The sequence below is a fragment of the Halobacillus litoralis genome (assembly GCF_020171725.1).
In the GTDB taxonomy this organism is placed as follows: Bacteria; Bacillota; Bacilli; order Bacillales; family Halobacillaceae; genus Halobacillus; species Halobacillus litoralis_F.
In genome coordinates this window covers 76267-96120 of record NZ_JAIVAJ010000008.1, presented here as the reverse complement: position 1 = coordinate 96120, position 19854 = coordinate 76267, and the positions used below count along the sequence as shown (strand labels likewise).

Annotated in this window: 19 protein-coding genes and 1 riboswitch; of the genes, 11 read left to right on the top strand and 8 right to left on the bottom strand. The window is 49.9% G+C overall.

Going from position 1 to position 19854, the window contains the following annotated elements; all coding sequences use genetic code 11:
- Nucleotides 1-25 precede the first annotated feature (25 nt).
- Together LCM20_RS16505 and LCM20_RS16500 are read left to right on the top strand one after the other, a co-directional pair.
- Entirely contained in the window at nt 26-544 is a 519-nt protein-coding gene (locus LCM20_RS16505; RefSeq protein WP_225196599.1) for a DUF1850 domain-containing protein, read from the top strand.
- Complete coding sequence (locus LCM20_RS16500) at nt 541-2634, top strand: TRAP transporter permease (protein ID WP_225196598.1); 2094 nt, start codon at nt 541-543, stop codon at nt 2632-2634. The genes LCM20_RS16505 and LCM20_RS16500 overlap by 4 nt, the downstream gene beginning before the upstream one ends.
- 160 nt (nt 2635-2794) lie before the next feature.
- On the opposite strand, the gene LCM20_RS16495 is transcribed toward LCM20_RS16500, so the two are convergent.
- A complete protein-coding gene (locus LCM20_RS16495; protein WP_225196597.1) occupies nt 2795-3364 on the bottom strand; it encodes a dienelactone hydrolase family protein in 570 nt (189 codons plus the stop codon).
- Between the two features lie 206 nt (nt 3365-3570).
- Here LCM20_RS16495 and LCM20_RS16490 point away from each other — a divergent pair, with 206 nt between their 5' ends.
- From LCM20_RS16490 to LCM20_RS16475, 4 genes are all read left to right on the top strand, one after another.
- Nucleotides 3571-4092, top strand: coding sequence for a hypothetical protein (locus LCM20_RS16490; protein WP_225196596.1), 522 nt, complete (start codon nt 3571-3573; stop codon nt 4090-4092).
- Between the two features lie 113 nt (nt 4093-4205).
- Nucleotides 4206-4625: a hypothetical protein gene (locus tag LCM20_RS16485; RefSeq protein ID WP_225196595.1), complete on the top strand. Its 420-nt coding sequence runs from the start codon at nt 4206-4208 to the stop codon at nt 4623-4625.
- 62 nt (nt 4626-4687) lie between these two features.
- Nucleotides 4688-5032 (top strand): hypothetical protein, encoded by a 345-nt coding sequence (locus LCM20_RS16480; RefSeq protein WP_225196594.1) that lies wholly within the window; start codon nt 4688-4690, stop codon nt 5030-5032.
- Nucleotides 5033-5126: 94 nt separating this feature from the next.
- Nucleotides 5127-5351 (top strand): hypothetical protein, encoded by a 225-nt coding sequence (locus LCM20_RS16475; RefSeq protein WP_225196593.1) that lies wholly within the window; start codon nt 5127-5129, stop codon nt 5349-5351.
- A 372-nt stretch (nt 5352-5723) separates the two neighbouring features.
- Here the strand turns inward: LCM20_RS16475 and LCM20_RS16470 are convergent, their stop codons facing one another.
- From LCM20_RS16470 to LCM20_RS16450, 5 genes are all read right to left on the bottom strand, one after another.
- On the bottom strand, nt 5724-6995 hold the full coding sequence (locus LCM20_RS16470; protein ID WP_225196592.1) for a TRAP transporter large permease: 1272 nt from the start codon (nt 6993-6995) through the stop codon (nt 5724-5726).
- The gene (locus LCM20_RS16465) at nt 6973-7509 is read right to left on the bottom strand and encodes a TRAP transporter small permease (protein ID WP_225196591.1); all 537 of its coding nucleotides are present in this window, start codon (nt 7507-7509) and stop codon (nt 6973-6975) included. The genes LCM20_RS16470 and LCM20_RS16465 overlap by 23 nt, the downstream gene beginning before the upstream one ends.
- Before the next feature lie 60 nt (nt 7510-7569).
- Nucleotides 7570-8592 (bottom strand): TRAP transporter substrate-binding protein, encoded by a 1023-nt coding sequence (locus LCM20_RS16460; protein WP_225196590.1) that lies wholly within the window; start codon nt 8590-8592, stop codon nt 7570-7572.
- Nucleotides 8589-9923 carry a M20 family metallo-hydrolase gene (locus LCM20_RS16455; protein WP_225196589.1) on the bottom strand — a complete coding sequence of 445 codons (1335 nt, stop codon included), beginning with the start codon at nt 9921-9923 and terminating at the stop codon, nt 8589-8591. Before LCM20_RS16455 ends, LCM20_RS16460 begins: the two co-directional genes overlap by 4 nt.
- A gap of 121 nt (nt 9924-10044) precedes the next feature.
- On the bottom strand, nt 10045-11817 hold the full coding sequence (locus LCM20_RS16450; RefSeq protein ID WP_225196588.1) for a GAF domain-containing protein: 1773 nt from the start codon (nt 11815-11817) through the stop codon (nt 10045-10047).
- 172 nt (nt 11818-11989) lie between these two features.
- On the opposite strand from LCM20_RS16450, the gene LCM20_RS16445 reads away from it, so the two are divergent.
- On the top strand, nt 11990-12805 hold the full coding sequence (locus LCM20_RS16445) for a DUF3100 domain-containing protein (protein WP_225196587.1): 816 nt from the start codon (nt 11990-11992) through the stop codon (nt 12803-12805).
- Between the two features lies 1 nt (nt 12806).
- On the top strand, nt 12807-13259 hold the full coding sequence (locus tag LCM20_RS16440; RefSeq protein ID WP_225196586.1) for a hypothetical protein: 453 nt from the start codon (nt 12807-12809) through the stop codon (nt 13257-13259).
- A gap of 421 nt (nt 13260-13680) precedes the next feature.
- Here the strand turns inward: LCM20_RS16440 and LCM20_RS16435 are convergent, their stop codons facing one another.
- Both LCM20_RS16435 and LCM20_RS16430 read right to left on the bottom strand, forming a co-directional pair.
- Nucleotides 13681-14613, bottom strand: coding sequence for a pseudouridine-5'-phosphate glycosidase (locus tag LCM20_RS16435; RefSeq protein WP_225196585.1), 933 nt, complete (start codon nt 14611-14613; stop codon nt 13681-13683).
- A gap of 10 nt (nt 14614-14623) precedes the next feature.
- Entirely contained in the window at nt 14624-15718 is a 1095-nt protein-coding gene (locus LCM20_RS16430; protein WP_225196584.1) for a carbohydrate kinase, read from the bottom strand.
- Nucleotides 15719-16005: 287 nt separating this feature from the next.
- Between LCM20_RS16430 and LCM20_RS16425 the strand changes: the two genes are divergently transcribed.
- The 3 genes from LCM20_RS16425 (at nt 16006) to LCM20_RS16415 (ending at nt 19827) form a co-directional block, all read left to right on the top strand.
- Complete coding sequence (locus LCM20_RS16425) at nt 16006-16767, top strand: alpha/beta hydrolase (RefSeq protein ID WP_225196583.1); 762 nt, start codon at nt 16006-16008, stop codon at nt 16765-16767.
- Nucleotides 16768-16827: 60 nt separating this feature from the next.
- Nucleotides 16828-16933, top strand: a riboswitch (SAM riboswitch).
- Between the two features lie 105 nt (nt 16934-17038).
- On the top strand, nt 17039-18238 hold the full coding sequence (locus tag LCM20_RS16420) for a M20 metallopeptidase family protein (RefSeq protein WP_412098008.1): 1200 nt from the start codon (nt 17039-17041) through the stop codon (nt 18236-18238).
- Complete coding sequence (locus LCM20_RS16415) at nt 18235-19827, top strand: ABC transporter substrate-binding protein (RefSeq protein WP_225196582.1); 1593 nt, start codon at nt 18235-18237, stop codon at nt 19825-19827. Before LCM20_RS16420 ends, LCM20_RS16415 begins: the two co-directional genes overlap by 4 nt.
- Nucleotides 19828-19854: the final 27 nt, after the last annotated feature.

The window sequence follows — 19854 nt, the reverse complement described above, 5'->3', positions numbered from 1 at the left end:
AACTATGATATAAAGGAGATGCATCATGAGAACGAAATGGATTTTATCAGGCGTCACGCTTCTTGGTGTGGTCGTCTTTTTGACTGTATTCTGGTTGTTTTTTGTGGAGCGGTCTGTGCTTGCTTTTCAAATGATGCCGGAAAAAGAAAAGAATGCTTATTTAACCGTATCGGATGAAGATCACTTTCAATTGAAGTTCACTCATTCCGTTCATCTATCGGATGTTTTTGAAGAGTATGTTGTGCGTCAAGATAAGCTTGAGCCGGTTCAGCTGGTGTATGAGGATACAGCGATCGGGATGCCTTCCAATGCAGAAGAGGGCGAAACGTTCGAGCTTCATGACGGGAAGTACTATATCAAGAATATCAAGGGCGATTATGATTCGCTTGATATTATGATCGGACAGGTGAGGGCGGACCATACGATTCTCTATCAAGGAGAAGCGTATCCGTTAAAGGATTACTTGGAAGCGGGTTCATGGATACGAATCGAACCATTACATATCTCGAATTGGCAATGGTTGAAAGGAGTGAAGCTTAAATGAGTGAATCAGTCGATAAACAAAAAGAAATTATGGAGAAATATGATCCAGACTCCCAGGTCAGGCAGCTTACAGGATGGCTTGCGAAGGTTGCTTTCATTTTATTACTTGCTTTTTCTGTATTCCAATTGATTACCTCCACCGTCTATCCGCTCCCTGCTCAAATCCTCCGTTCTGTTCACGTTGGGTTTGGTTTAACGTTGATTTTCCTCTTGTTCCCTGCGACGAAAAAGAATCGGTCTAAGGGAAAAATTACGTGGTATGACCTCGTATTATCTGTTTTAAGTATTGGTGTCGGACTTTACTGGCCGGTATTCTATGATCAAATCGTCATGCGTGCGGGAGATATGACCCAGCTTGACTTTATCGTCGGAGGACTCGCCGTCGTGCTCGTACTCGAAGCGACGAGAAGGGCGGTCGGACTGCCGATTACGATCATCGCCGTGCTGTTCCTTGTGTATGCGTATTGGGGACGCCAGATGCCCGGCTTCCTTATTCACCGTGGGGTCGATTTGGACACGCTCGTTCAGGCGATGTTCTTCACGACAGAGGGTATTCTCGGTACTCCGATTGCGGTATCGTCCACGTTCATTTTCTTGTTCCTCTTATTCGGTTCTTTTCTTGTAAAAACCGGAGTGGGGCAGTATTTCAATGACTTGGCTGTCGCGCTTGCCGGTAAGCGGACGGGAGGACCTGCTAAAGTAGCCATCTTCTCGAGTGCGCTTCAAGGAACGATCAGCGGAAGCTCGGTAGCGAACGTTGTGACATCCGGTTCCTTCACGATCCCGATGATGAAGCGTCTCGGCTATCGTCGGGAGTTCGCAGGTGGTGTAGAAGCCGCTGCCTCAACAGGTGGCCAGCTGATGCCACCGATCATGGGGGCGGCTGCGTTCCTGATGATCGAATTCATCGGAATCGATTATTGGACGATTGCCAAAGCGGCGACGATTCCTGCGATTTTGTATTTCACCGGAATTTGGATCATGACTCACTTCGAAGCGAAGCGTACAGGTCTAAGCGGCCTGGATGATGAGGATATTCCGGACAAGAAGGAAGTATTCAAAAAGCTGTATCTCTTACTTCCGATTTTGGCGATTGTCTTGTTCCTGGCGTCCGGCGTCAGTGTTATGCGATCCGCTCTTTATGGAATCTTCACGGTCATCTTAGTTGGATTACTTCGTGAAGAGAAATTCCGCAAAATTTATCCGGTTGTATTCGGGGCAGGCTTTATCGCTCATGCGATATACAGCGTTTCGGCGGGTGGATTCAGTCTCGTATCGTCGTTAGTTGCGGCGACCCTCGTTACGATTGTGGTCAGCCTGTTCTTTGACGGCAACTTCGCGGATATGATCGATGCACTCGTGGACGGTGCCCGTACGGCGCTCGGCGTTGTAGCGGCGACGGCTGCGGCGGGTATCATTGTCGGGGTTGTTACGAAGACGGGACTCGGCTTGAAGCTAGCGAACAGCTTAGTTTCGATTGCAGACGGCCAAGTGCTGATTACATTGTTCTTCACGATGCTTGCAGCCATCGTACTTGGTATGGGATCGCCGACGACGGCCAACTATGTCATCACATCGACGATTGCCGCACCTGCGATTATCCTGCTCGGCATTGAAGATCTCGCTGCGCACTTGTTCGTGTTCTACTTCGGCATCATCGCAGACATTACGCCACCGGTTGCCCTTGCAGCCTTTGCCGCATCCGGCGTGGCCTCGTCTGAACCGATACGAACCGGGGTGAACGCCGCCAAGCTCGCCATCGCGGCCTTTATCATCCCGTACATGTTCGTGCTCGAGAATCAACTGCTCATGATCGACACGTCACCACTCGAGCTTACCTGGATCCTCTTTACAGCGGTATCCGGAATGATTGCCATCGGTGCCGGGTTGATTGGGTACTGGTTCCGGAAAGTGGAATGGTACGAACGGATTCCAGCTTTCCTTGGCGGTTTGTCGTTGATTTATCCGAGCACGCTCAGTGACATTATCGGCATCTCGGTTTTCGTAATCCTGCTTGCTCTTCAGTTCCTTGTGAAGCGCGACATGATCGGAAAGCCTGTTGTGAATAATCGTCAATCGAGTGAAGCGTAAATGTTAATAAAGGCTCGCCCTACTGGGGCGGGCCTTTTTAGTATCACTAGAGTGCATTCATAGGAAAAAAACACTTCATTGGGTGCCACATAACGACTGAGGTGGACATCATGTAAGTATATTAAAAAGCCAGTATCAAATACTGGCTTTTCACTACGGTCTAAGCAAGGAATTCAACAACCCGCTTCATCACAAGTTTTGTCGCGTCGGCATCATAAGATGGTAAGCTGCTGTCAGTGAAGAGATGTTCTTCCCCTTCGTACAGAAAGAGTTCTGCGTGATGGGCTGATGCTTCAAGCTCCTGGGCAGCGTTGAGGTCGCCACCTTCCACAAAAAAGGGATCGGCACTCATAGCGTGGATCTGCACAGGCAGATCGGCTGGCCACTTAGATTCAAATGCCGAGGTAGACAGGCAGGCGTGAAAGAACAGAGCGCCCCTTGCCCCTTCACGCGTTTGAGCAAGCTGCTGAGCTGCCGCTACTCCCAGGGAAAATCCAGCGTAGACGATGCCCGTTGAAAGCTCACTTGCTGCACGAACCCCGCGCTTCGTCACTTCACCGAATCCGATCTCCTTCACAAATGCCAAACCTTCCTCTAACGAATCAAACGTGCACCCCTCGAACAAGTCCGGCACATGCACAGTATGGCCTTCGTTTCTCAATTGCTCGGCGATTGCTTCAATCCCATTTGTCCGACCTAAAACATGGTGTAACAACAAGACTTCTGCCATAATTTTTCCTCCAAGTAAAGTATTCTATATAGGCTTCTACAAGAAGGTCTGTTTGCCCTGCATGGGTGTATTGATTACCTTTTGGGTTCATTTGTAAAGATGATACAATTGGAAAAAATGGTGAATGAAATTCGGTTTGTTTGATTCTTAAACGTAACGGACTAGCACTCATGTTAAGTTGGCATTACAGACTGTGGGGGGAGACGGTGAAAAGAGTCATTACTGGTATAGCGGTTGTTGTCCTAACACTTGTATCGTCTCATTACTTTCTAGAGAACAGTAAAAAGGATCAATCCTACTCTACGCCGGAAGAAGCGTTACGTCATGCTGAGAATTCCGAGTTCGAAGTCTTGAATATCAAAGATAGAAAACTGTATGAAGATACGGCTTATGTCTTTTTCTACTCAGAAATCGGCGATTCTCCCAAGAACTATTTAGCGGCGGGTATAGTCAATAAAAATACATATGGCTGGCGAGTTGACGAAATAAACGGTGTCGGAATGATTGATAAGGATAACGTAGGAAGTTCATCGGGTAAGGATGATTTTATCGTTGGATTTGTTTCAGGAGAAGTAGCAGATGTGAAGCTTGGAACTCTTGAAGCTGACTTGATCCATCTTGAGGAGAGAGGTGTCAACGCCTTTCTGCTTCATGGTGTAAAACCTCGTTTAATAGAACACACGGACTTTGAGTACCTTGATGGAGAAGGTCATGAAGTAAGTTATTGAAGAGATATCGCAAAAGGGTAATTCCTATGCGAGGTAGTTCCGCAATCGATTCAAGTTTTGGGTTTTCGTAGTTTTATTCTTGTGAAACAAAAGAGAAGAAGGAGGGATTCATAATGATCAAAACGCTAAAGTTTGGATGGATGCTTATTTTGAGTCTTTTCATCATATCCGGTTGTCATGCAACCCCCGAACAGGATACCAGCCGTGATGAGGTTGTTGACTATGAGAATTTATCTTTAGATGAGCAGTATTCCGACGAAGTGAGTCATTGGCTGAGTCAAGCTGATGAATCGGAAGGGAAGTTACATCACCTCAGTTTGGCAGACGGTACCGAATATGTGTATGCAGAAGGTTTCACTGAAGCTAAGGTATCTTATACATACGAAAATCATGATGGCAGCATCGTATCTGAAGTAGAAGCTACTCTTTTAAAGGGCGAAAGAAATGATCATGTATTCATTAAAGTGACTTATCCTCATAATGTTGATGTCGTTACGTTGAATGCCGTAGAGGATCAATCTCAATTCTATTAATGAGGAATCTTTCTTGTATTAAGATTTGAAATGCTTTAAGTCATACTGTGGAGGACCGTAAAGTGATGAAAAAGTGGAGTTTCGTTGTTTTTGCAATACTACTACTTATTCTGTTTACTTATCTTTTCATCGACTCCCGTGCGTTAGATATTGATGAATCGGACTTACCAGTTGATCGAGAACTAGCCATTCATATATCCCAGCGCAATTTGGCAGGGGGTTGGACGCCTCGAACAAGGTTGGATGGATCCCAATATGAGATGAAGAAAATAGAAGAAACAAGATTAACATTTGAGGTCTATATTGTGGATGAAAGTGACACCAGTTGGTGCAAAGGGTATAAATTTATTATAGAGAAAAGTACAGGTGAAATCATAAATAAAAATAGAATGAACTATTGTAACTGATTGTTGGGCTGGAGGGCTTTGCTCATCGTCGGTTACGTGTAAGTGGCTAAGCTATTAATGGAAAGGGGTTTCTTTTCTTGAGACTTGAACACTATTGAAAAATCAGGTGCCTTCAATAGGGGAGGGGTTATTTATTAAAGATCTATTCAAGACCTGGTCAGTCTGGTGTGGTGGTATAGTTGCGGCTGTAGTGCTGATAAATTTGATTGCCGATGAAGCATATGGTTGGGGACGATTTATTGGCATGTGTGCTGGTGGCTTGATAGGGATATCGATTGGAGTCGGAATAAAGGGAGCGGTTAAAAATAGTAGGCCTTAACATGGTGGACCACGATGAAGTATGAGGAATTGGTATTTACATAGATTGGGACAGAAAAGGTGCGAGATCAGGTACTGGGAGTCCCGATAAAATCGTAATAGGACAGCTGTGAGGCGATAACGGTGCCTTTGAGTCCCAATAAGAGTTTAATGGGACAAGCATTGAACGAGACGGGATTGTGCCTGTCCCAATAATGATTTAATGGGACAGGCAAGAGGATGCACTCGCCTCTGTCAGTCCCGATTCCAGTTAATTGAGACGGGTAGATGGATGGATAGAGTACCGCTGTCCCAATCCGTTTCGCACCTTCCAGGAATCAGACCATCGCACGACAAAAAGGAAGCGTCCCTAGCGTGAGGGCGCTTCCTTTTTTTATTGAAACAATGAAGGCAGTCCAAGCGTCAATATTGGAATGAACGCAAGTAGCAGGACGACAAGGATGCCGGCTATGAAGTATGGGAAGATGTCTTTGATCGTTTTCTCGATGCCGATCTTCGCGATGAAGCAGGAGATGAAGAGTGTGGCTCCTACGGGTGGCGTGAACATGCCGAGTGCGAGTGAGACGAGCATGACGATCGAGAATTGGATCGGGTCCATGCCGATGTCGGTCGCGATTGGGAAGAAGATCGGGATGAAGAGGAACAGGTTCGGGACGAGTTCCATGATCATACCGGCGACTAACATGATGGCGATCAGGACGAGAATCAGGGCCCAGCCGGGTAGTCCGAGGCCGTTAAGGGCGTTCGCGATCATGCGCGGGATGCCTTCTGAGATGAGGACCCACGTGAAGATCATCGATGTACAGACGGTGACCATGACGACGGCGGTGCCGCGTGCGGTCTCTTTCAAGGAAGAGTAGATGTTCTTCCAGTTGAGCGATCGGTAGACGAATAGTCCGACGAGCAGGGCGTAGACGACGGAGATCGCTGCTGCTTCGGTTGCTGTTGCGATGCCGAGCAGGATTGAACCGAGCAGGATGATCGGCAGAAGCAGCGCCCAGGATGCTTTTCTTATATGGTAGAGAAACTCTTTGAACGTCGGCTTCTCTTCTCTCGGGTAACCGCGCTTGATCGAGATCAGGACGGTGGTCGCTAAGTAGATGATGCCGATGAGAATGCCCGGGATGATGCCGGCGACGAACATTTCGGCGATCGACAGGTTCGCGAGCCAGGCGATGATGATCATCGTGCTGCTCGGTGGGATGATGATGCCGACTACGGAGCTCGATGCGTTGATCGAAGCGGCGAAGGAGGCGTTGTATCCGCGTTTTTTCATCTCGGGGATCAGGACGCTTCCTGTTGATGCCGCATCGGCTACGGATGAGCCGGATACGCCGGCCATTCCCATGCTCGTGACGACCGATACGCACCCGAGTCCACCGGGTAGCTGTCTGACCATCGAATCGGCCACGTTGATGATGCGCTGGGCTATTTTTCCTTGAATCATCAAGTTCCCTGCTAAGATGAAGAACGGGATGGCAAGGAACGCGAACGACTGGGTGTTGGTGAAGAATCGTTGCGAGAACATTTCGAGCGGGATGCCCTCAATGAGTATATAGAATAGTGCGGAGGCGCCCATCGCAAAGGCGATCGGGACACCGAAGATGATTAGTAAAAAGAAACTAATGACCATGATCCAGATCATCGAACATCTCCTCCTCTTCTGGAACGTCACGTTTACCTAGTATGATCAAGATGAAGTGGAACAAGAGGATCAGTGAAATGATCGCAAAGGATACGGTGACGGATGTGGTCAGCCACGTCTTTGATATGCGCAGAACGGGCATGACTTGACTGGCTGTGTTCTGTCCCATTTTGAATGCCGAGTAGGACATATACCCGGAGAAAAAGAGCATGACAAGCTTTGAGAAGGCGAACATCCACCGCTGGACAACTTTGGGCATCCGGTTTCTGAAAAAATTGATGGATAAGTGCTCTTCGTGGTGGGTCACCGAAATCGCAGCTAAGAAAATCACCCACGGAAACAACAGCAGGGTCATTTCATTTGAAAAGACGAGCGGGAAGTTGAAGAAGTAACGGCTCAACACTTCGGCAAATACGATCACCGTCAGTGCGATCATCAGAAGGGACGAAATGAAATCGAGGCCGTCTACTACTTTGTCCAGCCATGTTTTTTTATGTATGGTTGTTTCAGCCATGTGCTGGTCTCCTTTCTTTAGTAGAAAAAGCGGGACAACCAAGCTGTCCCGCATCATCCGTTACTGTCGGTAATCTTCAAGGAAGGTTTCGATGTCATTGATGATTTCTGCACCCATGACGTCTTCTACTTCTTTATAAACGGGCTTTGCGACCTCTTGGAATGGAGCTAAGTCCGGCTCTGTGACTTCCTCGAATTCTTCAAGGGCGCGCTCATAATACTCTTCTTCACTCTCGGCTACGATATCGCGGGAAGCTTGACGTGCTTTTTCAGCACCTTCCATGACGATTTGTTGAAGCTCCTCATCTAAGTTGTTGAATTCTTCCTGGTTCAAGATCATATAGCAGTAGTAGTACGTGAAGTTGGTCATAGCCAGGTAATCCTGTACTTCGTGCATGTTCTGGTCAAAGATGTTCAACAGCGGGTTGAACTGGCCGTCGATGACCCCTTGGGACAAGCCGTTGTAAAGCTCTGTGTAAGCCATCGTCGAAACGGAGGAACCGAATGCTTCGAATGTTTCGATCAATGTTACATCGTTCGGGGATCTCATTTGCAAGCCTTCCAAGTCTTCAGGCGTGTTGATCGGGCGGACGTTGTTCGTAATCTGTGTGAACCCGAGTTCTGTATCAGTCAACGCGACGAATCCATGGTCTTCCGCTTTCTGTCTCATGTCGGCACCGATTTCGCTATCGAGTACAGCGTGGGCTTCTTCTGGTGTCTGCACCATGAACGGAAGGGACAGGGCTGCGTATTCCGGTACGATATTCGCAAGCTCGTTCGCACCTGGGATCGCCATTTCAAGCGCTCCGACTTGTACGGCTTCGATCATCTCAGGAGAAGTGGCGTACGTTTCATTCGGGAAAAATTCGATCTCGATCCGGCCGTCAGATTCTGCTTCTACGTATTCTTTGAAGGCGATCGCGGCTTCCCCTTTGGAGTCTCCTTCTTCACCGGAGTTCCAGCCAAGCTTCCATTGGTATTCCGCTTCTCCTGAATCACCGCTCGCTTCTTCGCCTCCACATGCTGTCAGAAACAGCGCGCTTCCCAACATTAAACCGGTCATGACGCCTTTCAACTTTTTCATAGTAATTCACTCCTGTCTTTTTGATCGATGGCTTCCAGTGTCTTCTTCAAGGCATGAATGGTTTCCACGCAGTGCTCTAGAGTGGACCATTCCTTCGGGTTGTGGCTGATGCCGTCTTTGCTGTTTGTGAAAAGCATGGCGGTCGGAACGTAGCGTCCCATCACCATTGCGTCGTGTCCGGCACCACTCGGGAGGTGGTAGGCTTTCTTGCCGGTCACTTGTTCGGTCGCTTCCGCTGCAATCTGCTGCATCGTCTCAGGCAGCTTCACCGGTGTGACGTTCAGCGTTTCCTGTACGTCGACGGCGACACCGTGCTTTTCTTCGACTTCCTGAATGAGTGCTCTTGCTTTGGCTACGATTTGATTCTTCCATTGTTCATCAATGTCTCTTATATCCGCGGTGAGTTTGACTTCACCTGGGATGACGTTGACGCCGTTCGGAGTTACCTCGAGCTTTCCGACGGTTGCGACGCCGGAGGGGCTGACTTGCTCCGGGAGGTCCTTCAGCCTGAGAACGAATTCGCCGGCTGCGACGAGTGGGTCGATTCGGCCGGGCATCGGCGTGTTTCCGGCGTGTCCGGCATCTCCTTTGAAGGTGATGGTCAGCCAGGATGGACCTGCGATTCCGGTTACGACACCTGTCGAGAGGTTCCGTTCCTCAAGCTGTTTGCCTTGTTCGATGTGAACCTCGACATAGGCTTTCACTTTGTTTAATGAACGCTTCGAACCGCTAAAGCCTTTGAGTGTAAGTTGGTGATCCTCGAGGACCTTCTCGAAGGACTTTCCGTTGAAGTCTTTGAGCTTCACTTGGTTCGCCATATCGATTTCACCGGCCATCGCGCGGCTACCAGTCAGGCCTCCGTTGAATCGTGCACCTTCTTCGTCTGTGAAAACGACGACTTCGAAGTTCGTCTCCGGCACGTAGTCCGTTTCCTGCCAGGCTTGGGCGACTTCTAGTGCCGCTAAAACGCCGAGTGGACCGTCGAAATGACCGCCGTTCGGTACGCTGTCGAGGTGGGACCCGGATAAGATCGACTGTTCCTGATCCTTCCCTTGCAGGGTGCCGAATACGTTGCCGGCTCCGTCTTCATAGATGGAAAGCCCCGCTTCCTTCATCCATACCTTCACTAATTCTTTTGCTGCCCGCTCTTCATCTGAAAAAGACATTCGATGACTGCCCTGTTGTTCCGTCAGACCGATTTTGGAAAGTTGGGCCAGGCGACTGGCTACCCGCTTCCCTGATACGCCTTCTCGATCGAGCGTTGCAGGATACTGATGCATGAGTCTGGATAAGAATAATTTCGAAAAGCTTGCTGTGGCCTGCACCGCCATGTGATCACCTCTCTGTTTTTTTGTGATAAATCAAATTATAAGAGAAGTCTGAATATTTTGTAATGTAGATGACCGACAAAGATAACGGTGACTTTTTAGCTGTGGTGGACAGTTAAGCGTTTTAATCCAGAAAACGGTCGATGTTGACTGCCAGTTGAAGCTCAAAAGCGGATTCGCCTTCAATCCCATCGAGATCGAGGATGTCCTTGATCAGCCCGAGTCTGTATTTTACGGTGTTGACGTGGATGAACAACGATTCGGCGGTCTGCTTCATGCTTTTATTCAAATCCAGGTACACACTGAGCGTGATCAATAAGTTGGCGTTATGCTCCTCATCGAAGTGCTTCAGCTTCCCGATCGTATCGTCCACATAAGCTTCGAGCTCTCCGGATTCCGTTTTCAAAAAAAGACGCTGGAAGCCGAGTTCGAAATAGGCGAGCAGGGAAGTGGTTTTGTTTTTTGTAAGCAGATAGTCGACGCACTTGGATGCATCGTTCGCGGATGTGCGGACGTCCTCGAGTTCCGTGACAGTCCGTCCGATGCCTGCGATGAGCGACAGTTCCGCTGATTGTCTCACTTCCTCGATAATCTGGGCGAACACGATGCGGATCCGTTCGTATACGGCCGATTCACTCATGTCGTCCGGCGAGGAGAACATGAAGATCATATCGAGGTTCTGATCGAGAATGAACGTCTTGAACGGGAGTTGGTCCATCTTTCTCCGGATGATCCGGGTGACGGTCTCTTTTTTCCGAGAAATGTCCATTAGGGAGAGCAGTCCTTCTTCGATTGTGAGCTGGACGAGGATATACTGCCTGCCTTCGCCGGTGCCGGAGGTCGTTCGGATCAGCTCGTTCACGGTCAGCTTGTCCACTTTTCCAAATAGAAGCTGGTCGAGTATGTAGCCGGAGTAGGTGAGGGCGTCGTACGAGTTCCGTTCCCGTCTCGTAATCTCTAAGGCGAATATCGTCGCGGTCTGTTCGACGGCGAACTGGTCTAACGGGTCGAGCACGTCGGAGTCGGTCAAGTACATGCAGATCAGTCCGATCGAGCGGTGATCGGTCCGGACAGGGAAAAAGTACACACTCTCTTCATGGTCTTCGAGCTGGATGGTTGTGGCTGATCCTTTATCGTGGGCCATCGCATGCTGGAGCTTGCCGTGATACTCCTGGGTGAGGACCTTTCCGATCGTTGCGGCGTCGTCACTGGAGGTTGCGAGCAGGTCGAAGAAATCGTTGAACACCATGACCTCTGCATCCACGAGCGTAGACAGAGCTTTCGTGATCTCCTCAAGGCCTCCTTGGGACAAGGAAACATCACTCAACACTTCATGCACCCGCTGCGTCCGCTCGTTCCGGGAATATAGGGTGGCGTTCTCGATCGCAATCACGGCCTGAGCGGCGAAGGTTTCGAGCAGCTTCAAGTCCTGCTCGGTAAACGTGACGCCTTCTTTGTAGATATCAACCGTCAAGACGCCGATGCATCCTTTCTGTGCCATCAGTGGAACGCAGATCGCACTTGCCGGATATTCGAGGTCGCCGCGCGCTTTAGAGTAATACTCCCTCGTCTTCGGATTGATGTCCTGCATTCCTTCGAGTGTATCGTGCTGTGTCGAGAAAATCTGTCCTTCCTGAGTGAGAAAAGCCTTTCCACTCATGCCTTCGCCGGGATCGAGGTAGGCGAATTGCAAATAATCCATATCGAACCCTGCCGCTGTTTTGGCATAGAGCTTATCGATTTTTTCATCGTAAAGAAATAGGACGCTTGCGTTCGATCCGTCAATGACGTGCAGCACTTCTTGAATTAATTTTTCGAGGACTTCGTCTAAATTCAACGTGGACGTCATCATCTGAACGGCGTTGATCAGACTCCGTAGTTTTCCTTCTGTATCCATAGTTTCATCACTCCGCAGGATTTTGGACTAATCATACATGGAAGCCTCGAGAATGAAAAGAGGGATCGGGGAATTACAAAATTTGCCCTTGATTTTAATTTTCAGAATATTATAATGACTGGTATTATCCTTTACTTGATAAAAGGAGCCCACTACATAAGGAGGAATTCATTTGAAGCAGCAACTGACGAACATATGGAAAGACTGGCGTCTCCACGCGATTGTACTCGGGATTGTATTGATTACAGAAGCGATCGGGACCCATTCCTTCACCGTAGGACCTGGTGTTGTACTCTTACTGCCTATGCTTTATGCGATTCTGATCGGCCTCGGACTTTTCTTTACGCCATTGGTTAAAGACAAACAATCGAAAAATGCAGAACCGCTGATTGTGCTTGGGGTCACGCTCCTTATTGCCAAAATCGGCGTCATCATCGGACCTTCGCTTCCGCAGATCATTGAAGCAGGACCAGCCCTGTTACTTCAGGAATTCGGAAACCTCGCCACGATTCTCGTTGCGCTTCCGGTCGCTGTGCTGCTTGGGCTGAAGCGTGAAAGCATCGGCATGACGCACTCGGTCGCCCGTGAACCGAATGTAGGACTGATCATGGACAAGTACGGGTTCAGTTCGCCGGAAGGGCGCGGCGTCATGGCCATCTACATCTTCGGGACCGTCTTCGGAGCGGTCTTCATGGGGCTCATCTCTGGGTTCCTCGCTACGTGGACACCGCTCCACCCGCTCTCCTTTGCGATGGCATCAGGAATAGGAAGTGGAAGTATGATGGCCGCCGCAAGTGGCTCGCTCGTCGCTGCCTTTCCAGCCATGGAAGGTGAAATCATGGCCTTTGCCGGAGCGAGTAACCTGTTATCCTTATCGACTGGGCTTTACATGAGCATCTTTATCGGCCTTCCTCTGACGGAAAAGCTGTATCAACTCATGACACGCAATAAGCCGGAAGCCAAACAAGAAATGAAGGAGGGCGCTTAAGATGTTGAAGAATATTCAGGAATGGATCCTGCTTCTCGGAATCTTCGGAGTGGTTGCACTGTTAGGAAATTGGATCGGATACGATATCTTCGTAATTGACGCGATTCCCGGCATACTGATCCTCATCGGTATCTGCCTGATCGGCCTTGTACTTGGAAAAATCATACCCGCCAACATCCCAAGCGTCGCGTACGTCGCCATCATCGGTGTCCTGTTCTCGATGCCGTGGTTCCCGGGCTCGGACGTGGTTGTGACATACACAAATGAAGTGAATCTCCTTGCGCTTGCGACACCGATTCTTGCCTATGCAGGTATCGCCATCGGGCGGTCCTGGACAGACTTCGTGAAACTCGGCTGGCGGAGTATCGTCGTTGCGATGTGTGTCATGGTCGGGACGTTCCTCGGCTCTGCGCTGATTGCTGAAGTAATCTTGAATTTCCAAGGAATCATATGATGAGTGAGCCCGTCTCCTTGTAAAGGGGTGGGCTTGTTTTATGTAGCTCAGTCCGTGATTTTGTTTTTGGGGAATATCGATTGGTTGATTCCGCTGATTGGGACAGGTATCGGGTAGAGCAGGTGCTGTGAGTCCCGATACGAGTTTAATGGGACAGGCATGAGGCGAGCGCGTTTGCTGTGAGTCCCGATACGAGTTTAATGGGACAGGCATGAGGCGGGCGCGTTTGCTGTGAGTCCCGATACGAGTTTAATGGGACAAGCATGAGGCGAGCGCGGGTTCTATCAGTCCCAATACAAGCCAATTGAGACTGATAGATAGTGGATCGTGCCCTCGCTGTCCCAATGGCAAGCCAACCTTCTAACAATCTAGCTGCCTGACAAAATAAAGAAGCGCCCTGACTTCAGGGCGCTTTACTCATTCAACGATTCGGTACAGCGGTTTTCAGGTTGGCATAGGCGACTGCGATTTGTGCACCGAGATGGGCGTTTGATTTCACGAGTTCGATGTTGGCGGCGAGGCTTTTTCCTTCTGTCGCTTTGTTCACTTCATCAAGCAGGAACGGGGTGACGTCTTTTCCCTCGACACCCTCAGCCTTCGCTTTGGCGATCGCTTCGTCGATGACGGTCGTAATAAAGGTTTCGTCCATCGCATGCTCCTCTGGGATCGGGTTGGCGATGACGGCGCCTCCTTCTAAGTGGAGGTCCCATTTCGCTTTCAGGGTTCGGGCGATGTCTTCCGGCGAATCGACTTGATAGTTGACGTGGAACTCGGATGTTCTTGTGAAAAAGGCTGGCAGGGTCTCGGTTTGATAGCCGATGACAGGTACGCCTTTCGTTTCTAAGTATTCGAGGGTCAGGCCGATGTCGAGGATCGATTTCGCTCCGGCGCAAATGACGCCGACGTTGGTTTGGGCGAGTTCTTCAAGATCTGCTGAGATGTCCATCGTCGTTTCGGCTTCGCGGTGGACGCCTCCGATTCCGCCTGTGACAAACCATTCGATCCCTGCGAGTTCAGCGCAGATCATCGTTGCTGCAACCGTTGTCGCACCGGCTTTTCTCGTTGCGAGCAGGTACGGAAGGTCTTTGCGCGAGGCTTTAGCGACATCGCTGCGTGTTCCGAGGTCATCGAGTTCATCAGCGGTCAGTCCGATTTTGATTTTGCCATCCAGCAGCGCAATGGTCGCAGGAACCGCGCCGTATCCACGGATGATGTCCTCGACTTCCTTGGCTGTCTTCACGTTTTGCGGATAAGGCATGCCGTGTGAAATGATGGTCGATTCAAGGGCGACGACGGGTTTGTTCTCTTCAAATGCTTTCTGTACTTCAGGGGATAGGGATAAATATTCGTTCATCGTGAGCCTCCTATTGATTGAGTAATTGAGATGATAGTTCCGGCAGAACGGTGCTGCTCGATTGGATGCAGAGTGAAGCGCTCTTCAAGCCTGCTTCGACGGCATGCTCGATGCCTAAACCTTCGAGCCAACCGTGGATGACGGCGGCGGAGAAGGCATCGCCCGCTCCTGTCACGTCTTTCACTTCCTGAACCGGCGTCGTTCTGAACAAGCGGATACCTTCTTTACGCGATCCGACCATGACGCCGCGGTCGCCCCACGTCATCGTGACGTGTTCGACGCCCATCGAAAGCCAGCGCTCTACCGCTTCGGACCACTGATCTTCTGTTTCGATTTCCTTGTTGAAAAATGAGGCACTCTCTTCGGCATTTGTCATCAACCAGGTGAGACCGCCCACGTCCTCCGGAAGGTGCTTCATCTTCGGCGCCGACACGGTAATGAATGCTACGGGCGTCTCATCCCTCTTTGCTTTTTGTAAAAGATGGGCGAGGGTTTCCTTCGGACAGTTGAAATCTGCGATGATGCATTCTGCCTGCCTCAGCTTCTTCTCATTCTGATCGATGAGCTTGGGGATGATGGCGTCGAAGATCTGCATGTCAGCGAATCCGACGTTCATGTTGCCTTTGTCATCGAGAATGGCGGTGTAAGTTCCGGTTGTTCCATAGGGGACGTGCATGACGCCTTCCAGGTCGATCCAATGGGAAGAGGCGCTCTCGATTACGTCCCAGTCTGCGTCGTGGCCGGCGGCTGTGATCAGGCTGGGTTGAAACCCGAGCCGGCCGAGGTTTTCGGCTACGTTACGGGCGACACCGCCTGCGCTGTAGCTGGAATGGACGGGGTTCGAGGTTTCGAGCTGCATCTCTTCTATGCAATGGAATTTGCGGTCGACGTTGGCGCCGCCGATGCATACGATGTTCCTCGATTGGTTCAGGACGTATGCGCGTCCAAGCAGGACATTCTTCTGGACGAGTGTGGAAATCAGATTGGCTACGGTCGAACGCGACAGCCCGAGCTCGTCGGAAAGCTGCTGTTGTGATATGTAGGGATTCTTCACGATCCGCTCATAGACGTCGCGTTCACGGTTGGTCAAATTCTCGGCATTCATCCTAAGCCCTCCCAAACTTTTGTTTGAATCATCAAACATATGTCTACTTCCAAATTACGCTTACCAGCAAACAATGTAAAGGCTTACAAATAAAGTCAAACGTCTGACTTTACTGGACAAAGGGTTTCTTTTTATTTTTTCTTGAAAGGCGTGACGACGCCTCATAAGACCAGCTTCTGCTTATAAAACAAACTAAACATAGTTGACAAGTCGGAATTAAATGTAGTTTAATACCCATAACCTTACAATTCATCAATTACGGAAAACGATAGAAAGAAGGCGAAACGATGGAACAGACGTATCCTGTCATCAAAAACGCGGACTCGTTCTTTATAGATGGTGGTAAGTCCGGCATTTTGATTTGCCATGGCTTTTTGGGGACGCCTCAAAGTGTATGGGATTTCGCCCATGGCCTGTCTGCTCACGGATATACCGTATCCTGTCCTCGGCTGCCGGGTCATGGTACGCACTACAAGGATCTGGAGCTCTATACGTATTCGGACTGGTATCAAACGATCGAGCGCGCTTTTTTAAACTTGAAGAAAAGGTGCGACCGGGTTTATGTGGTCGGCCAGTCGATGGGTGGGACGTTGACGCTGGATCTTGCTCGTCAGCATGCTGGGATAGAGGGCATCATCCTGCTTAATCCGGCGATTCGGATTCCGGGATTTGAATCGTATCGGGACAAACCGGCTGTAGGCTATGTTCAGGAAGGGCGACCGGATATCAAGCGGATGGACGTGGAGGAAATTACGTATGACTATGCGCCGGTCTCGGCATATCATCAGCTGCTGGATTATATGGATCTTGTCCGGGGTCGACTGCACGAGGTGGACTGTCCGGTGTCCTGCTTCCAGTCGCTTGAGGATCATGTCGTCCCGCCGGAGAATTCGGATTACATTCTCGAGCACGTTCGTTCGAAGGTGAAGGAGAAGCATGTGCTTGCGGATTCCTATCATATCGCTTCAATGGATTTTGAACGGGATCAAATCGTCGAGCAGGCCGTTTCGTTTATGAAAACGGGTGCCGAAACGTTAACGAGCACGTAATGTAAATATTGTGTTGACATTCCATTTTATGCAAGGTAAGATGAGTCTCATAATTGAATCTTCTTATCCAGATTGACGGAGGGACCGGCCCGATGAAGTCAAAGCAACAGGCTGCAGCGTGCGGCACTGTGCTAATTCCACGTACGTCACAGTACGAAGATAAGAGAGGCGATCGGTGATGAATTCCCCTCTTCTTGTCTGGAAGAGGGGGATTTTTTTATGCCTAATTCCGATTAAAATGATAGGGATAGTAGAAAAGGAGGAAGGAATGATGAGTGTGAAAGAGATGATCGAACAACAGCTGGAAGAACAATTTGATGAGGTCGTTGAATGGAGACGGTACCTGCACCAGCATCCTGAGCTGAGCTATCAGGAATCGGAGACGGCGAAGTTCATTGAAGCGAAGCTGAGGAGCTTCGGTTATGAAGACATCCGCACGGGGCTCGGTGGACATGGGCTGACGGCGACGCTTCAAGGAGGAGAACCTGGTCCGACGGTGGCACTACGGGCGGACTTTGATGCACTAGCCATTATCGATGAAAAAGAGGTTCCGTATCGTTCGAAGAATCCCGGGGTGATGCATGCATGTGGTCATGACGGGCATACATCCGCTTTACTTGGCACGGCGAAGGCACTGATCGATTACAAAGACCATTTGAAAGGGACGCTCGTCTTTCTCTTCCAACCTGCGGAGGAAATCCCACCTGGTGGTGCGCAGGCGATGATCAAGGACGGAGCCTTGGACGGCGTCGATTACATATACGGGGCACACTTGGATTCGGCGGTTCCGGTCGGTCAAGTCGCCCTTGGAGAAGGGTTCAGGATGGCTGCGGTCGATAAATTCCAGATTACGATCAAAGGGGTGGGGGGGCACGGTGCCGCTCCGCACAAAGCGATCGATCCGATTGTCGTCGGAAGTGATGTCGTCAGTGCCCTTCAAAAAATCATCAGCCGGCGCATCAATCCGCTTGATTCAGCCTTGATTACGCTTGGAGTCTTCCAGTCTGGTAATGCGTTCAACGTCATTCCGGATACTGCGAAGCTCGAGGGGACGGTGCGCTCGTTTGACCCGGACGTCCGTCAGAAGGTGAAAAAGCAGATTCATAACATCGTAGAACATGTGACAGAAGCCTTTGAAGCCGGGCATGAGATCGATTACCTGCACGGATATCCGGCTCTTTACAACAACGTCGAGGAGACGAGAAGGCTGGAGACTTTATTCAGTGAAACGTTCGGTGAAGACAACGTCGTGGAACTGCCGACTGGCATGGGAGCGGAGGACTTCTCATACTACTTGCAGGAAAGACCGGGCAGCTTCTTTAAAGTAGGCTCGCAAAATGAGGACGAGGCGACGCATTATGCCCATCACCATCCTCGTTTTGACATTGATGAGCGGGCGCTGTTGAATATTGAAAAAGCGTTTGTCACGATTATCGATTCGATACTAGGTTTAGAGGGAGGAAAATCATGAAGAAACTATTATTCTTACTTGTCAGTGCCGTTGCCTTATTCGGCTTGATCGGATGCTCGAACAGTGAAGGAAGTGCCAATACAGAAAGCTCTGGGAACGATTCCGGAGAACCCGTGGAAGGCGGAGAGCTGAATGTCGCCATCAGCGCTGACCCGAATACGCTGGACTGGATGTACACGGGAGAAAGTGCCGCCCGTAAAATCGGCTGGCATATCTTCGAAGGGTTATTTGCGCTCAATCAGGATTACGAAGCGAAGCCGCTTCTCGCAGAGAGTTATGAAGTGAGTGAGGACGGCCAGACGTACACGATCAACATCCGTGAAGGGGTGACGTTCCATAACGGCGACCCAGTGACGGCAGAGGATGCGGTCGCATCGCTGAACCGCTGGCTGAAGGTATCGTCTGTAGGTGAGATCACCAATGAACACGTGGAGTCTGTTGAGGCCGTGGATGAACATCAGTTGAAGATCGAGCTGAACAAAGCGTACACGTCGCTTCTATCTGACCTCGCAGCGCCGAAATCATCAGCTGTCGTGATTCCGAAATCGATCGCAGAAGCAGCAGGTGAACAGCCGCTGACGCGTGATCAGCTGATTGGAACAGGACCGTTCCAATTCGACTCGTGGAAACGCGGTGACGAAATCGTCATTACGAAGTATGAAGACTATGCCTCAAAAGAAGGGGAAACGAGCGGCCTGACCGGTGCGAAGACCGCTTATCTTGATGCGGTCCATTTCAAAGTCGTCAAAGACCCACAAGTCATTTTGAATGGACTGAAGACGGACCTTTACGATTACGGCGAGGGCATCCCGCTCGACCTTTATGAGGTGATCGAAACGACACCAGGCATTGAGGCAGAGACGTCCAATAACGGCTACTCGATTTTGACAACGGATAAGTCTGAAGGACCGTTTGAAGACATCAAAGTCCGCCAAGCGCTGAATGCTGCGCTCGATAAAGAAACGATTGCGAAAGCGACGTACGGAAACGAAGACTTCTACGGACTGGACGGGGCGTTGTTCACGCCGAACCAGACCGCTTTTTATTCAGGTGAGAACATCGAGGACTTCTCGAACTATGACCCGGAAAAAGCGAAGCAGCTGCTTGAAGAGAGTGGCTATAACGGGGAAACGATCCGTATCATTTTCGCCAACGACTACAGCGACTATAAGAAAATCGCAGAAATCACGGAACAGCAGCTGGAAGAGGTCGGCTTCGACGTTGAGCTCGAGTCGTATGAATGGGCGACCTATCTAGAGAAGTGGGGCGAACCGTCCAACTGGGACATGGTCGTCATCAGCTGGTCGCCGTTCTTCTCGCCGAACCAGGCCGGAATGGTCGGTCAGGATTCCAACAGCAGCGGCTGGTATAACAGTGAGAAGTGGCAGAGCCTCATTTCCCAGTGGGCAACCGCCGAAACGGAAGAGGAGAAACAGCAGATCCTTGCCGACTTGAACGGCACACTTTATGAAGAGCTTCCGTTTGAAAAAATCGCGAACGTCTCGAATCTTGATGCTCGTTCCGAAGATTTGAAGAACTACACGAGCTGGTACGGCCCACGCTTCTGGAACACGTGGAAAGCGGAATAACGAAGAGGAGAAAATCGTCGTGACAGG

Excerpts from the sequence above, each read along its gene's own strand:
- LCM20_RS16505 (WP_225196599.1), top strand. The coding sequence starts at position 26 with ATGAGAACGAAATGGATTTTATCAGGCGTCACGCTTCTTGGTGTGGTC.
- LCM20_RS16500 (WP_225196598.1), top strand. The coding sequence starts at position 541 with ATGAGTGAATCAGTCGATAAACAAAAAGAAATTATGGAGAAATATGAT.
- LCM20_RS16495 (WP_225196597.1), bottom strand. The coding sequence starts at position 3,364 with ATGGCAGAAGTCTTGTTGTTACACCATGTTTTAGGTCGGACAAATGGG.
- LCM20_RS16485 (WP_225196595.1), top strand. The coding sequence starts at position 4,206 with ATGATCAAAACGCTAAAGTTTGGATGGATGCTTATTTTGAGTCTTTTC.
- LCM20_RS16470 (WP_225196592.1), bottom strand. The coding sequence starts at position 6,995 with ATGATCTGGATCATGGTCATTAGTTTCTTTTTACTAATCATCTTCGGT.
- LCM20_RS16465 (WP_225196591.1), bottom strand. The coding sequence starts at position 7,509 with ATGGCTGAAACAACCATACATAAAAAAACATGGCTGGACAAAGTAGTA.
- LCM20_RS16460 (WP_225196590.1), bottom strand. The coding sequence starts at position 8,592 with ATGAAAAAGTTGAAAGGCGTCATGACCGGTTTAATGTTGGGAAGCGCG.
- LCM20_RS16455 (WP_225196589.1), bottom strand. The coding sequence starts at position 9,923 with ATGGCGGTGCAGGCCACAGCAAGCTTTTCGAAATTATTCTTATCCAGA.
- LCM20_RS16450 (WP_225196588.1), bottom strand. The coding sequence starts at position 11,817 with ATGGATACAGAAGGAAAACTACGGAGTCTGATCAACGCCGTTCAGATG.
- LCM20_RS16440 (WP_225196586.1), top strand. The coding sequence starts at position 12,807 with ATGTTGAAGAATATTCAGGAATGGATCCTGCTTCTCGGAATCTTCGGA.
- LCM20_RS16435 (WP_225196585.1), bottom strand. The coding sequence starts at position 14,613 with ATGAACGAATATTTATCCCTATCCCCTGAAGTACAGAAAGCATTTGAA.
- LCM20_RS16430 (WP_225196584.1), bottom strand. The coding sequence starts at position 15,718 with ATGAATGCCGAGAATTTGACCAACCGTGAACGCGACGTCTATGAGCGG.
- LCM20_RS16425 (WP_225196583.1), top strand. The coding sequence starts at position 16,006 with ATGGAACAGACGTATCCTGTCATCAAAAACGCGGACTCGTTCTTTATA.
- LCM20_RS16420 (WP_412098008.1), top strand. The coding sequence starts at position 17,039 with ATGAGTGTGAAAGAGATGATCGAACAACAGCTGGAAGAACAATTTGAT.
- LCM20_RS16415 (WP_225196582.1), top strand. The coding sequence starts at position 18,235 with ATGAAGAAACTATTATTCTTACTTGTCAGTGCCGTTGCCTTATTCGGC.